Consider the following 14,520-nt stretch of genomic DNA (forward strand, 5'->3'; position numbering starts at 1 on the left):
AAATCAGATAGCTATAAGCAGTGTCTAGCGATCACATCTCTAAGTGCGAGCCAATTCATAGGACACTTACTCTTTGTTCATTAATGCTCATGAAAGTTTTAATGTTTATCGTTAATCGGAGATATGTAGAATATTGAAGAATTCGTTGTAATCAGTGGATTTTTAGAAATAAAAAACCCGCCAGAAGACGGGTCTTAGACAAAACTTTTTAACCTTATTTCTTCGGTTGGTATGCTTGCTTGTCTTGTTCAGTTAATTCGATAATACGGCGGCTAATGTCACGGCGTTCTTTTGAGATTTCTGCACTTTTGATGATGTGGTCATCTACTCGATCTTCGTAATCCGCTTTCATGTTTTTAACGATAGTCATGATCTCTTCTTGAGTCATTTCTGGCTTGATGTAATCAAGCAAGTTTTCTAATAGGTCAACACGTTTGCGGTTATCACGAACTTTTTTCTCGTTATCGATTAGTTCACGCTTTAGTTTGTTTTTACGACGAGCCAAGCTCACGATTTCAAATACGCTGTTCATAGGTCCCTTTTCCTATCTGAATGCAACTAGTAGTGATTAAAGCACATCGTTGCAACTCATAACAGACTTAAGATCAAACCTTACAGCAACTTGTCTAATTATTCGCCAGTTGAGTCTTTGCTTGATTGTACTTCATGTTACAAGCGCTATATGATGTGCCCAGTTAAATTCTAAGTATTGAAATGATCATGCAGCCCTCTGAAATTGTTGTTTCTAAACTCGATGCAGCACCAGTTGAAGACCACCACAACGTTAAACTTCGCCAAGCCTACCTTCGAGAACGTAAGGTTATGGAGCATGTTGATATAGAACTGAACCGTTCAAAAATCGTTATCATGGACGAGAATGGCAAGATTTTGAAATTTGCGATGATTCTGGAGCACTAAACTGTTAAAAAGGCGATGTCATTTCACAATAAAAGGAAAATTAAAATGAATATAGAATTGAGCCCTTTAGAAGCACGAGTTATTGGCTGTTTGATTGAAAAGGAAGTGACGACGCCAGATTATTATCCGCTAACCCTAAATAGTTTAACTGCTGCCGTTAACCAGAAAAGTAATCGCGAACCCGTACTGTCGCTTAGCGATGCTGAGGTTCAAGATGTAGTTTCAGAATTGATTTCTCGCCGTTTAGTTAGTGATGAAAGTGGTTTTAATAGCCGAGCGAGCAAATTCCAACACAGATTCTGTAATACCGAGTTTGGCGATTTAAAATTGAATGAAAAAGAACTTGGGATTGTTTGTTGTTTGTTGTTACGAGGTCCACAAACACCTGGAGAGTTAAGAACTCGCACCAATCGTTTATGCACATTTAACGATGTTAAAGAAACTGAAGCGGTATTAGAGCGCTTATCATCAAGAGAGTCTGGCGCACTTGTAGTGAAGTTACCGAGAGAACCAGGCAAGCGTGAGTCACGTTATCAGCATCTGTTTTCAGGAGAAGTGGACTTAGAAGCTTTGGCTACGGAAATCTCTTCAGCAGGTAATTATTCCACGAGCAAAATGGATATTCTTGAGGCGGAAGTTGCCGAACTCCGACAAGAAGTTGCAGATTTAAGAGCTATGCTAGAAAAGCTCATGTAATGACAACTTCAGGTAATACAGAAAAATTGTGGTGGGTGTATTTTGTGCGCACACCACAGAATTCCCTTTACTGTGGCATTACTACAAGTGTTGAGCGCCGCTTTAAACAGCATTGTTCTGGTACAGGTGCCAAGGCTCTTAGAGGAAAATCACCACTAGAGCTCGTGTGGTCATACCAAGTGGGTTCTAATAAAGGTGATGCCTTACGTTTGGAATGCATTATTAAACGCCTGCCAAAAGCTAAGAAAGAACAGCTGGTTATCAACCCCTCATACATAGATCTTTACCTGTAGTTCTACACATCTATGGCGGTAATCGCTAATTTCAGAGATTAAACTGCATTACTTATAGGTTCGAACTAAGACGCACTTTAGAGGAAGTTGCACAATAACTCAGCAATCTAAAATACCTAATCGGAATATTGGAGAGCAGTACTACCAATTGTGGAATATATGCATAATAATCCTTATAGACTCAATCGGCTGATTAACTCTTAGCTCGTGACATCACCGAATGCGTTTGGTGTTTTGCATCAATTGATTGATACAAGGCCGATAGCTTTCTTAATACACAAGTCGATGTTGGAATCGTAGGGCTTTTTGAGTGATTAATGAATTTCTAGCGTATAACATCAGTGCGAATAAAATGAAAAAAGCATTATTGCTATCTCTTATTTTTAGTGCAGTACCAGCTTCTTCGGCTCAAGTTTTAGATGGTTATTGGCACTATAAAGAATTTTTAAGTATCAACCCAGTTGAAAATGAATTAACTAATTTATTGTCAGAAACTGTTCGTAACAAACCTGTTTCGGTATCCGTTGTTCAAGAAAAGCCCGTCACAATCTCAGTTGTATACCCAGGCCAGCAAATCTCAGATTATTGGGTTCGTAATATCAAAGCTTTTGAAAGACGAATGGAAGAGTTAGGTATTAAATATCAGCTAAACCAAGTGTTCACTCGACCCAACGTGGATATGAGGCAGCAAAGTTTGTCTCTTATGGAAGCGATTAAAAACAATACGGGTTATTTAATTTTTACACTAGACACAACACGACATAGAAAGTTTATTGAACACGTATTGAACTCTTCGCAAACTAAACTCATTTTGCAGAATATCACAACGCCAGTCCAAGGTTGGGAAGGGCGTCAGCCTATGATGTATGTAGGTTTTGACCACGAGTTAGGCGCTCACCAAATTGCGGAGTATTACAAACAGCACATTCCTGAACAAAGCAAGTATTCGGTATTGTATTTTTCTGAGGGCTATATCAGCGATGCTCGAGGAAATAGCTTTATTCAAGTAATGGATGAAAGCAATAGTTACAAACTTTCTTCTTCATTCTATACAAAAACGACCGAACAAAGTGGCTATGAAGCTACCTTAAATATTGTAGAAAAAGATCCCGACATTAAATTTATTTATGCCTGTTCAACGGATGTTGCATTGGGCGCAGCCAAAGCACTTAAAGAATTAAATCGGCAGGATATTGAGATTAATGGTTGGGGTGGTGGATCCGCCGAGCTTGATGCAATCGCTAAAGGTGATCTTAACCTGACTATAATGCGTATGAATGATGATACGGGTATCGCGATGGCTGAAGCTATCAAGTGGGATATCGAGAAAAAGCCGGTGCCACTTGTTTATTCAGGGGATCTGGAACTTGTAACTCGAGATGATTCCCAAGAATCGATAGAAAAGCTAAAACAACGCGCTTTTCGCTATTCAGACAATTAATAGGAACTAATTAGTGGTCAGAAGTATCCATTCAATAAAGCCGAAGAAAAAAATTGCATCATTTATTAGCCATGCGATTGTTGTTGCTCTTGGTACTTTGATCATTATGGTGTTGTTTCAGAGCTACCAAATTAGTAGTCGTTTGATCTCACAGGAAGTGGTTAGAACTTCAAAACAGACTTCCAGTCTAATTCAGAGTCTTTTTGATTTTCGCTTGGCGACATTGCAGATACACCAAGATAGTAGTGCGAAAAACTCAACGTTAGTCCAAGCTATTCATAGTGGAAAAGAAGTAGAACTCGACCAGTATTTTTTAACGGTAGATCAACTTGAACTTTCAAATACGCCTGACATTCGTTTTATAACGAGTCAAAAAGATATGCTATGGGATGATGGCAATTCTCAGTTTTATGGGATTGAAACTAAAGAACTTGGAAAAATTGTTCGTCGTGTCTCAATTAGTAGTAATTGGCATCTGATTAAAAGCCCATCCCAACTTGGTCCTACTTATCTATTAGTCAGACGTTCTTCAATTGTTGATCCAGCCACAGGGGAAGTTCTTGGTTTCCTTTATGTGTCGATAGTACTTAATGATAATTACGCACTTATTGAAACTATTAAAGATAATAGTAATGCGCAGAATCTAGTGTTAGCGGTTGACGATAACGTTCTAGCTTCAACTCTTAATGGCAATGAGCTCTATACCACGCATGACATTATTCATAGCGTTGCGGGTGAGTCTTTAGACGATAAAAATATTGTCAGTAAAAACATGTTAGAAGTAGAAGGGGTTCCTACCTATCTTTCGGTATTTTCGGTACAGAGTAACCAGAATGCACTTAAGCTAAGAGACAGTTATTATTTTTGGATTGTCTTCGCATTAATTGCATTGTTAGCTGTAACTATCGTGACTCGCTGGTGGCTGCATAGAAACATTAAGCGTGAAATTGATCAGCTAATGTCTTATACCCACAAAGTTGCGGTACAAGGAAAAGAATACTTTTTCCCTGGTTCTGCTATTTATGAATTTGATCATTTTGGGCGTACATTAGAAAACACCTTCCAGCGCTTAGCTGAACAAGAGAAGCAGTTTGAAGACCTATTTAACTTCTCTCTTACCCCCATTATTTTATGGTCTACTGATGGGTACATCATTCGAATGAATCCCGCGGCTCAAAAAGAGTTCATAGGTTCAAAAGGCGAAAGTAAGAGATTATTTAGAGCGTTAGAAAAGCAATTAGTGCCAGATATTCAAACCGCAGCAACAGGTGATATTTCGAAAGAAGTCATGACTGAAATTGATAAGAAAGTATTCCGTTGGAGTATTTCACCAATTGTTATTGAAAACAAAATTGAATCTATTATCACACAAGGTCAGGACGTTACGAGCTTTGCCGAAGCGGAAAAGCAAAGCCGTATAGCAAGAAAAGAAGCCGAAGAGTCAGCAAGAGTTCGAGCAGACTTTTTAGCTAAAATGAGCCATGAATTACGTACACCGTTAAATGGTATTTTAGGCGTATCTCAATTACTTAAACGTTCAGTTACCAATCCGGAGCAGATAGATCAAATCAATGTGTTGTGCAGTAGTGGAGAACACTTACTCGCAGTACTTAACGATATTCTGGATTTTTCGAAAATTGAGCAAGGGCAATTCCGTATTGCGAATTCAGAATTTCCGTTAATCAATGTTGTTTGTGCTATTGAGCAAATATACAAACCAATGTGTGACGATAAGGGGCTAGAATTCAAACTAGAGTCAGATATTGATGCTGCAGTTGTCGTTAACAGTAATCAGGTTCGGTTAAACCAAATCTTATATAACATCATCAATAACGCTCTGAAGTTTACTTGCCAAGGAATGATTAGTGTTCGTCTATCGTTACAATATGGCGATCCAGACCAACTGCATGTCACAGTCAAAGATACTGGTATTGGCATAAAAGAATCGGATCTTAAAATTATATTTGAACCCTTTATGCAGGCAGAGCCAACGACTACACGTGAATATGGAGGTAGTGGGTTAGGTCTGACCATTGTTCATAGCTTGGTTGAAATGCTTGGCGGAACGATCAAAGTCAGTTCTGAGTTTGGTCAAGGAACTGAATTCAATATTTATTTACCACTAGAAGTGGTTTCGCGAAAAACGAATTTGGCCACTAAGCAAGAAGAAACGAAACGCTTTGCCTTGTTTAACAAAACCCTGAAAGTACTACTGGTTGAAGATAACCATACAAACGCCTTTATTGCTAAAGCATTCTGTGAAAAATATGGGATGAAAGTGGAATGGGTAAAAGATGGTATGCAAGCAATTGAGAAAGCAAAGTCTGAACAATATGATATTGTTTTAATGGACAATCAACTGCCGTTTCTTGACGGTGTCGATGCAACTAAAGTGCTAAAACAGGAAATGCAGCTAAGCACGCCAGTTTTTGCCTGTACTGCCGACGGTATGGAATCAACTCAGCAAGCATTTTTGGCTGCTGGTGCAGAGTATGTGATCGTTAAACCCATTCGAGAAGATAGCTTGTATCGAGCGTTGCTCCATTATAAAGAAAACTATTGCTAGCTTATCCTGTCAGCTCTTTTATATACAACCTGCGTTGAAAGCATGCTCAAGTACTTCTTTTCGCATTTCTTCTGACATATCAATGGTTTCATCAAACTTGATACCAATGGTATGTCCTTTAGGTTCCTTGCTTATTTTTACTATGTGACAGCAAATATTATCCGGCAATGTAGTAATCATTTCACAACGAACATCCACTCTAGTGTCCGTTATTAGCTCGTTTTCACCAGCAACGAAAATGCCACATCCAGATATGGACAGATCAACCATAATTCCAGACGTTTCGCTGTTTAAAGTATTGATACTAGCGGGTAGAGATATTGAATAACGTTCATGTTCACGAATAGTTTTGGTTGCAAAGTGTTTTGGAGGACGGAGAAAAAGAAGATTAAATGGCCTTCTAATCGACTGATAGGTCGATGTTTTAAAAGCGATAATATGGCCGAAGTCCTTGCTACAAATCCCTCTAACAACTGTCTGAACATTCGACAGTTTGCGCATGACTAAGAGTTCTAGTGCCTTGTTTGGCAGATCGATAATTAGGTATTGTTCGGTTTTATGTCCAACAAGAGATGTTGTGAAATCGTAGCTGTCGTTGGGACCGAATTGAAAACTGACGGACAGTTTCATTCCTATTTGAAGGTATTTATCGAGTTCAGATATATTGCTGGAACTTGATGTCGACATATTTGTTTTAGCCCTGCCTCGCAAATTTTGGATTAGTAACATACAAGGTGAGTATATGACAAAAAACTTCGAATTTTAGCTAAACCTAAATTAAATATGACGACATCTTCTAATTAGCGGCTGAGAAAGCTTATTTAATAGTTTAAGCGGATGCCCATCGAAAATTGAGGCCCCCAAAGACCAGCGTTTCTGGCTTCGGCTGAGAGAGAGAGCTGATCGGTAGAATGTATTCGTAGTCCTCCAATAAATACGCTGCTTTCATCTATTCGGCCAACTCTAACATGAGCTTCAATCTGATTCGTTAGCCATACACGTGATCCAACGTTAAGCTCATACATTCCTTTGATGTCGTCTTCTTCCTCTTCCTGTGGATAGGTAACAAAATGAAGCATCATTTGCCCATACACATCCATAAACTGATTTATGGGACCGTTGAATCCGATGCCAACTGCTCCATCCCAGCCTTGATCAAAACGGGTATCCGCACGCATGATGAAATGAGAGTTTTCGTTAATAGTGGTGTTAACTTCACCACCTAGTGTCTCTGGGCTGACGGCAGATCTAACTTCAAAAAAATTGTAGTTAAAGTTTGCTGCCCTAACCACCTGAGGATAAAGGAAACAGCAAGCGATAAAGCTAAAAACTGCGGCTTTTTTTAACATAAGAATATTCATCTTGAGTGAAATAAAAACTAACCATAATCCGATTTTAAGCAAATTACAGGCCGTTTTGAAAGATATTTACGTGCAATAGCTAAAGTTAAATTATATTTACCGTAAATATATTGCGTGAGTATTATCCATTTACTATTCAGTACATTAGAATGGTTTGAGATATAGTAAGTTAAAAAAGTTAAACAAGACACAAGATGAAATCAAAGACTCAAGCTTTAATGGTGCAAGGCACGACCTCTGATGCTGGAAAAAGTGTATTGGTGGCAGGAATATGCCGAGTGTTGGCAAGACGAGGTTGCAGAGTTGCGCCGTTCAAACCGCAAAATATGGCTCTCAATAGTGCTGTGACGGCAGATGGTGGTGAGATAGGTCGTGCGCAAGCAGTGCAGGCGCTCGCTTGTGGGATAGAAGCAAGCGTACATATGAATCCAGTGCTACTAAAACCGAATTCAGATACTGGTGCTCAAGTTATTTTGCAGGGTAGAGCCTTATCGAACATGGAAGCACAGAGCTACCATGACTACAAGAAAGTGGCTATGGATACGGTTCTTGATTCATTTGGCAGGTTACAGAACGACTATGACTATATCGTGGTTGAAGGTGCGGGTAGTCCTGCGGAAGTAAACCTTAGAGAAAATGACATTGCAAACATGGGCTTTGCGGAAGCTGCGGATGTGCCTGTAATCATTATTGCTGATATAGACAAAGGTGGTGTTTTTGCTCATCTATACGGGACGTTAGTCTTACTGTCTGAATCTGAACAATCCAGAGTGAAAGGATTTGTTATCAATCGCTTTCGTGGAGATATCGCTTTGTTGCAATCTGGGCTGGATTGGCTAGAGGAGAAAACAGGCAAACCTGTGCTAGGTGTGATTCCCTATTTACATGGGTTCGATCTAGAAGCGGAAGATGCAATTATGGCTAATCAAGTGAAAGCTGAACAAACAAAGCTGAAAGTCGTTGTCCCTGTATTTACACGTATAAGCAACCATACCGACTTTGACGCTTTGCGGCTTAATCCTGATATTGATTTACGTTATGCCGGCAAAGGTGAGAAGTTGCAGCATGCTGACCTCATTATTTTGCCAGGTAGCAAATCAACATGTGCAGATCTAGAGTATTTGCGTTCTCAAGGTTGGGATAAAGACATTCAACGTCACATACGTCTTGGCGGTAAAGTTATGGGTATCTGTGGCGGTTATCAGATGTTGGGGGATTGGATACATGATCCCGATGGTGTAGAAGGAAATCCAGGCAGTTCAAAAGGGCTTGGGTTGTTAAACATGGTAACTACGTTAACCTCACAAAAGCAGCTCACAAATGTGAAGGGTAATGTATATCTAAATGGTGACGTTGCAAGAGTTACTGGATATGAAATCCATGTTGGGGTGAGTACAGTAACAGAACACTCAGGTGCAGCACCTTTTATTGTTTTAGATAATGGATCTAAAGATGGTTTGGTGAGCGAATGTGGTCATATCCTTGGTACCTATCTTCATGGAATATTTGATGAATTTGACACAGCGAATTTAATTTGTCGCTGGGCTGGTGCACAAGGGTTACAGGAATATGATCATGTCGCTTCTAAAGAAAAAGCAATCAATAGAATTGCCGATGCAATAGAAGAGCATATGAATTTTGAACCCTTATGGGAAAATGCATTCAAGGTTAAATAAAATGAAGAAATACATATCGTTATTAGGAATACTCCTTTGTAGTCATTCAGTTTTTGCTAAAGATACAGTTACAATCTACGCAGCGTCTTCAATGACCAATGCTGTCGGCGATTTAGTAGAAGCCTACAAGAAACAGCATGATGTGAATATTGTTACTGTGTTCGGTGGCTCTTCATCGCTAGCCCGTCAGATTGAAAGTGGTGCTCCGGCAGATGTTTTTCTTTCTGCTAATGAGAAGTGGGTCAGTTACTTAATAGATAATGAAATGGTCGATGTGGGCAAGGTAAAGCTGATTGCTGGAAATCAGCTAGTTCTGATTAAACCTGTAAGTGCTGATATACAGCCATTCGACTTAACTCAAAAAGAGCAATGGAACACTGTCCTGGCAGGCTCAAGAATGGCCGTTGGAAATACAGATGCGGTACCAGTGGGGATTTATTCTAAAGAGGCGCTGACAAATCTTGGGGTCTGGGAAAGTGTTGAAGCTAAACTAGCTCAGACTAACAATGTGCGTAATGCGTTAGCATTAGTTGAGCGAGGTGAGTCAGCTTTGGGTATTGTGTATAAAACGGATGCTTTACTCACAGACCAAGTTTCTATTGTAACTGCATTTGATCCTTCGTTGCATGGGACGATCCATTATCCATTAGTTCAGCTTAACGATAAATTAAGTAGCAAACAGCTGGTAGACTTTGTGCTATCGGATGAAGCTAGAACCATTCTAAACAAATACGGGTTCCGTACAGACATGGGAAACGAAAAATTTGCTCAGTGACTATCTAACTGACTATGAATTAACCGCACTCCTGCTAAGTTTGAAAGTAGCCGCATACGCCGTAATGTGGCTACTTCCGATTGGTATCATGCTCGGATGGTTGTTTGCTCGCAAAGATTTTGTGGGCAAAAGTACTCTAGATAGCATTATTCATTTGCCACTTGTACTTCCTCCAGTCGTCATAGGTTATATCTTGTTGATCTCAATGGGAAAGCGTGGCGTTATTGGTAGTTGGTTATATGACTGGTTTGGCGTTTCGTTTAGCTTCAGTTGGCGTGGTGCTGTTTTAGCTTGTATTGTTGTTTCACTACCATTGATGGTTCGTTCCATTCGTTTAAGTATAGAAAGTATTGATCTTAAACTTGAACAAGCGGCTAAAACCCTTGGGGCTTCGTCTGTTAGGGTGTTTTTTACCATTACTTTGCCATTAACATTGCCAGGTGTTATCACCGGAGTGATGCTTGCTTTTGCAAGGAGCTTAGGCGAATTTGGTGCGACAATCAGTTTTGTTTCAAATATTCCGGCCGAAACTCAAACTATACCTTTGGCTATGTTCACATTTTTGGAAACTCCTGGTGAAGAGATGGCCGCGGCACGTCTGTGTGTCATTTCAATTGTTATTGCACTTTTATCTCTTCTCACTTCGGAATGGGTTAGTCGCCGGATAAGACGTCGTTTAGGAGTAAGTCAGTGAAGCAAGACATTGTCGTTAACTTTAAGAAACAACTTGAAAATGTCTATATGGATATTGACTTTGCCGCACCTAGTTATGGTATTACCGCAATTTTTGGACGTTCTGGTGCGGGAAAAACGTCGATTATCAACGCAGTAAGTGGCTTATTGAATCCTCAATGTGGTGTAATAATCGTCAACGGTCGTCATTTATTTGATAGCACGCAGAATATCGATGTCGCTGTTAATAAACGTAAGCTTGGATACGTATTTCAAGAGTCACGCCTTTTTCCACACTATACCGTTCGAGGTAATCTAAATTATGGTGTGAAAGAAACAGACTCTAGTTACTTTGAGGCTATTGTAGAACTTTTATCTCTTAAGCCTTTACTTTCACGTTACCCTAACGCACTTTCTGGTGGTGAGAAGCAACGCGTTGCTATTGGTCGTGCGTTATTGTCTAAACCTGATTTATTGTTAATGGATGAACCTTTGGCATCTTTAGATTTGCCAAGGAAACGTGAAGTAATGCCTTTTTTAGAAATGCTGTCTAAGAAGATAAAAATACCGATTTTTTATGTTTCGCATAGCTTGAACGAAATCCTTAGGTTAGCGGATCATTTGGTCGTAGTTGATCAAGGGCAAGTTGTGGCGGCAGGAAAAATTGAGGAAGTATGGTCATCACAGGTGATGAGGCCTTGGCAATCGTTCAGCGAGCAAAGTACTCTGTTTTCAGCTACGGTCTCCCAACATAATTTAGATTATGGGCTAACGCAGTTACGATTCGTTGAAGGTCTGACATTCTGGGTACAGCAGATCGACGCTCAAGAGGGGACTATTGTTCGTCTACAAATCAGGGCAAATGACGTTTCGATTGCTTTAGAAAAAAATGAAAAAACGTCTATTCGAAATATTTTGCCTGCGCGCGTTGTGAGTATTGAATACCAGCAGCATGGTGAGAGCAAAAAAAGCGTCTCGATAAAACTGGATTTGAATGATGGCTGCTATTTATGGGCGACGATTACTAAGTGGGCGCTAGACGATCTTCAGTTGAAGGAAGGTATGCAAGTCTATGCTCAGATTAAAGGGGTGAGTGTTTCACAACGTGATATTGCGATAGCGAATATTTGAGGGTCGTAACAACTTGTTCAAGTTAGATATGGATATCTAACAGACTACCAATCATAGCTTGTTCGCGTTGAATAACACTGGCACCGACGCGATTGTATTGACTAGCTTGATTAAGTTTCAACATCGGTTCGATGTCACTTTTGGAATGGTGTGCTTGTTTATTTTCTATTGCGTTGAATTTTAGCTCGTTACTACTCTTAAAGTCATTTTTAACAGACTCTGACTCTTGAATATCTATTGCTGCTTCATCAGCCAATTTGTATGACTGCTGTACAATAGGGTAACCAGATTGTAGAGATGAAATCGACATACGCTATTCCTTTCTAGTGGTAAAAGCTTATGCCTTGTTCATATATTATGCAAGTTAACGGGATTAAAAGCGCTACTACGAAAACAACTTAGAAATAAGTTCTAGTTCTTCAGAAGTAACCAATGCAGTTTGGTCGCTTTCTAGAGATTGCGAAATTTCGCCTTGAAGCGCACGCAACTGCTGGATAGTTAGCTGCTGAAGCTGTGATTTGTAATTATCAAACTGAACGCTGTTCATTCTAATATCCTGCATTAATCTGTTTTCACTTTTAACCATTGTCTTGTGGTTCATGAGTACCTAAACCTTACGCTGTAAGATAAGACTGATGCTAATGTTAGTATTCGTACAGGTGCTTATGTCCGAGTATTGTCATGTTATATGCTAGACATTGTAAAAATCTTATGTTGGTGCCAATTTATGCGTCGCACCTATGTAAGAAATGTTTACTTATTGTGTTTGCTAGGAGGAACACGAACAGCGAACTTAGCGGCCAATGAATGAAGCTCTGGCAGCATTCGGTAGATAAGGTGAAGCTGTTGAAGAACTAAACGAGCTGAGCTATTGTCCTCTTCTCGCCATTCACTCAGTCTTTCCTTTAAGCCTGAATCATCAATGTTGATAGCTTCTGTTTCTGTACAATGATTAAACAACTGCTGATAAAGCGCATCTAAATGTTGATGAATAACTCGATGTGACTGCAAAACTAATTGATGAACCGTTTCATCATCAATCCGAGTGCGGTGTGCACCTAGCGTAGATGTATAGCTTAACAACGCATGATTGAGAGTAAGAAAACGAAAGCTTTCATCTGTCGCTGCACGGTATTTACCGGGCTCAGCAAGCATGTTACTGACAGCTGCCGCCAGTGCGGCATCTTGGTTATGAGCCTGACGCCTAGCAATACGGTAACTCAAATTGTCTTTTTTACCAATTCGATATTGGCCAATGATTTGCCCTAAATACTGCTTGTTCGCTTCTATGGCATCGGCCATCACTTTGTGCAAACGTTTTGACTGCCAGTCAGGAAGAATGAAATAAACGGCAAACACTGCCAGTGCACAGCCTGTTAAGGTATCAGCTAGGCGAGGGAAGACAACGGCATAGCCTTCACCCAGTTGATTGAAACAAAAAAGAACGAGTACAGTAATAAAGCCCGTTGCATAACCATAGTTATTTATACGGAAGGCAAAGAACATGACGCCTGAAAAGACAATAAATACCAATTGGCTTTCAAGTGAAGGAAACAGAGTTAGCAGAGGCACTCCGATTAAAAGGCCGGAAAGAGTGCCGATGATCCGCGCTTTAAGTTTCTGGCGTGTAGCGGCAAAATTCGGCTGGCAGACAAATAATGTCGTTAACAGAATCCAGTAGCCACGTTCTATGCCTAAGCCTTGAATAATTCCATAACCCGCAGTTAACGCAAGCGACATTCGTACTGCATGGCGGAACAATAAAGAATCGGTATTCAGATTGGATTTGATTCGAAGCCATGCCGTTTTCAATGTATGTGCTTCTGTATCTTGAAGAATATTGTCTTCAGGTTTAGTTGTGTCAGGGTTACTGACATTGCACAACTGCTTTTCTACCGTTGCTAAGTTATTGAACAGATACCCTAACTGAGCAAGGGAGACCTTCCACTCTTTATTATTTTGTTCTTGAAGATAGTTGATAGACAGCTGAAGCTCGTCAAGAGCGATGATCGAATCGCTATCATGGTTATACGGTAATCCCAATTGGATTGACTGAGCTACCTGATGACAAGCTTGTGTTTGTTTTTGCAGAAGATGCTTAAATCGGAATAAAACATCTGAACGCTCAAACTGACCTGCGAGTTCTTGATAACGATAGTGAGTAGAACTAACACGTTCATGAATATCCTGAGCAAGGAAATAGATGTTTAGAAAACGGTCGCTCGCGCTATCCACATGGCCTCGTTTAGAGCGAGTTAAAAATACCGCTTTACATTGGTTCAACGCTGACACAGTTGCTGAGTTTAAATTGGCTTCCGTAATCCGATGAGGTTGTGGCAATAAATTGGCGACGGGATGAAACAGCTCTGCTTTAGCATCAAGATAATTTCCAAGCTGTACAAACACGGTGGCAAGGCTTTGTTGAACAGGCTGAAGAGGCCAAAATGCATGCCAAATCATCGATAAACAGAAATACCATGCAGTACCTGTCAATAGAAGCAGTGGTTGGAACCAGATGTTGATGCTTTGATGCGCCCCTAACATGGTGTAGATAGCAATAAGCAAAGAACCAAATGCAATACTTGCATATCGGCTACCGATAGCGCCAAGCATGATAAAGCCAAATGTTGATACAAATAGGCCAATCGCAAAAATAATGGGAGTTTTAAACAGCAGTTCAATGGAGAAAGCTGCTAATGCAAAGCAGAAAAATGTCAGGGTGATAGCTTTTAAACGGCCTGTGAAGCTGTCGTCGCGCTCAGCAAGCGCTGCAGCAATAACGCCTAGGATAAGTGGTGTTACCCAAGTATTTAAACTGTAGTGCCAAGTCGGAACAACAACACCAATCAATGCAATGAAAATGAGTACACTGTAATTGATGGTTTTATTAGCCCAAAGAACGCGAAGTCGTTTTAACGAATACACCATGATCCATCACTGTTTAAAATAAAAATTGAGTGTATCAGACTGAGTTGATAACTTTTTGATCAA

Annotated in this window: 15 protein-coding genes; 9 read left to right on the top strand and 6 right to left on the bottom strand. The window is 40.1% G+C overall.

Annotation, left to right across the window (positions count from 1 at the left end):
* Nucleotides 1-214: 214 nt before the first annotated feature.
* Nucleotides 215-532: a DUF496 family protein gene (locus G5S32_RS19610; RefSeq protein ID WP_165313830.1), complete on the bottom strand. Its 318-nt coding sequence runs from the start codon at nucleotides 530-532 to the stop codon at nucleotides 215-217.
* 188 nt (nucleotides 533-720) lie between these two features.
* Between G5S32_RS19610 and G5S32_RS19615 the strand changes: the two genes are divergently transcribed.
* The 5 genes from G5S32_RS19615 (at nucleotide 721) to luxQ (ending at nucleotide 5,914) form a co-directional block, all read left to right on the top strand.
* A complete protein-coding gene (locus G5S32_RS19615; RefSeq protein WP_165313831.1) occupies nucleotides 721-918 on the top strand; it encodes a hypothetical protein in 198 nt (65 codons plus the stop codon).
* A 45-nt stretch (nucleotides 919-963) separates the two neighbouring features.
* Complete coding sequence (locus tag G5S32_RS19620; protein WP_165313832.1) at nucleotides 964-1,614, top strand: YceH family protein; 651 nt, start codon at nucleotides 964-966, stop codon at nucleotides 1,612-1,614.
* Nucleotides 1,614-1,907, top strand: a complete 294-nt coding sequence (locus tag G5S32_RS19625) for a GIY-YIG nuclease family protein (RefSeq protein WP_165313833.1) — start codon at nucleotides 1,614-1,616, stop codon at nucleotides 1,905-1,907. Before G5S32_RS19620 ends, G5S32_RS19625 begins: the two co-directional genes overlap by 1 nt.
* Nucleotides 1,908-2,259: 352 nt before the next feature.
* On the top strand, nucleotides 2,260-3,348 hold the full coding sequence (locus tag G5S32_RS19630) for an autoinducer 2-binding periplasmic protein LuxP (protein ID WP_165314213.1): 1,089 nt from the start codon (nucleotides 2,260-2,262) through the stop codon (nucleotides 3,346-3,348).
* A 13-nt stretch (nucleotides 3,349-3,361) separates the two neighbouring features.
* A complete protein-coding gene (luxQ, locus tag G5S32_RS19635; RefSeq protein WP_343033179.1) occupies nucleotides 3,362-5,914 on the top strand; it encodes a quorum-sensing autoinducer 2 sensor kinase/phosphatase LuxQ in 2,553 nt (850 codons plus the stop codon).
* Between the two features lie 18 nt (nucleotides 5,915-5,932).
* Here the strand turns inward: luxQ and G5S32_RS19640 are convergent, their stop codons facing one another.
* Both G5S32_RS19640 and G5S32_RS19645 read right to left on the bottom strand, forming a co-directional pair.
* On the bottom strand, nucleotides 5,933-6,601 hold the full coding sequence (locus G5S32_RS19640) for a PilZ domain-containing protein (protein WP_165313834.1): 669 nt from the start codon (nucleotides 6,599-6,601) through the stop codon (nucleotides 5,933-5,935).
* A gap of 134 nt (nucleotides 6,602-6,735) precedes the next feature.
* A complete protein-coding gene (locus G5S32_RS19645) occupies nucleotides 6,736-7,263 on the bottom strand; it encodes a hypothetical protein (protein WP_246201131.1) in 528 nt (175 codons plus the stop codon).
* Between the two features lie 206 nt (nucleotides 7,264-7,469).
* On the opposite strand from G5S32_RS19645, the gene G5S32_RS19650 reads away from it, so the two are divergent.
* The 4 genes from G5S32_RS19650 to modC are packed head-to-tail and all read left to right on the top strand — an operon-like array spanning nucleotide 7,470 to nucleotide 11,529.
* On the top strand, nucleotides 7,470-8,951 hold the full coding sequence (locus G5S32_RS19650; protein WP_165313835.1) for a cobyric acid synthase: 1,482 nt from the start codon (nucleotides 7,470-7,472) through the stop codon (nucleotides 8,949-8,951).
* Nucleotide 8,952: 1 nt separating this feature from the next.
* Nucleotides 8,953-9,726: a molybdate ABC transporter substrate-binding protein gene (modA, locus tag G5S32_RS19655; protein ID WP_165313836.1), complete on the top strand. Its 774-nt coding sequence runs from the start codon at nucleotides 8,953-8,955 to the stop codon at nucleotides 9,724-9,726.
* Nucleotides 9,716-10,420, top strand: coding sequence for a molybdate ABC transporter permease subunit (gene modB, locus G5S32_RS19660; protein WP_165313837.1), 705 nt, complete (start codon nucleotides 9,716-9,718; stop codon nucleotides 10,418-10,420). The genes modA and modB overlap by 11 nt, the downstream gene beginning before the upstream one ends.
* Nucleotides 10,417-11,529, top strand: a complete 1,113-nt coding sequence (gene modC / locus G5S32_RS19665; RefSeq protein ID WP_165313838.1) for a molybdenum ABC transporter ATP-binding protein ModC — start codon at nucleotides 10,417-10,419, stop codon at nucleotides 11,527-11,529. Before modB ends, modC begins: the two co-directional genes overlap by 4 nt.
* A 22-nt stretch (nucleotides 11,530-11,551) precedes the next feature.
* On the opposite strand, the gene G5S32_RS19670 is transcribed toward modC, so the two are convergent.
* The 3 genes from G5S32_RS19670 to yccS form a co-directional block, all read right to left on the bottom strand.
* Nucleotides 11,552-11,839 carry a hypothetical protein gene (locus G5S32_RS19670; RefSeq protein ID WP_165313839.1) on the bottom strand — a complete coding sequence of 96 codons (288 nt, stop codon included), beginning with the start codon at nucleotides 11,837-11,839 and terminating at the stop codon, nucleotides 11,552-11,554.
* 75 nt (nucleotides 11,840-11,914) lie between these two features.
* A complete protein-coding gene (locus G5S32_RS19675; protein ID WP_165313840.1) occupies nucleotides 11,915-12,076 on the bottom strand; it encodes a hypothetical protein in 162 nt (53 codons plus the stop codon).
* Between the two features lie 206 nt (nucleotides 12,077-12,282).
* On the bottom strand, nucleotides 12,283-14,457 hold the full coding sequence (gene yccS, locus G5S32_RS19680; protein ID WP_425509212.1) for a YccS family putative transporter: 2,175 nt from the start codon (nucleotides 14,455-14,457) through the stop codon (nucleotides 12,283-12,285).
* Nucleotides 14,458-14,520 lie beyond the last annotated feature (63 nt).

Source organism: Vibrio ziniensis (genome assembly GCF_011064285.1).
Classification (GTDB): domain Bacteria; phylum Pseudomonadota; class Gammaproteobacteria; order Enterobacterales; family Vibrionaceae; genus Vibrio; species Vibrio ziniensis.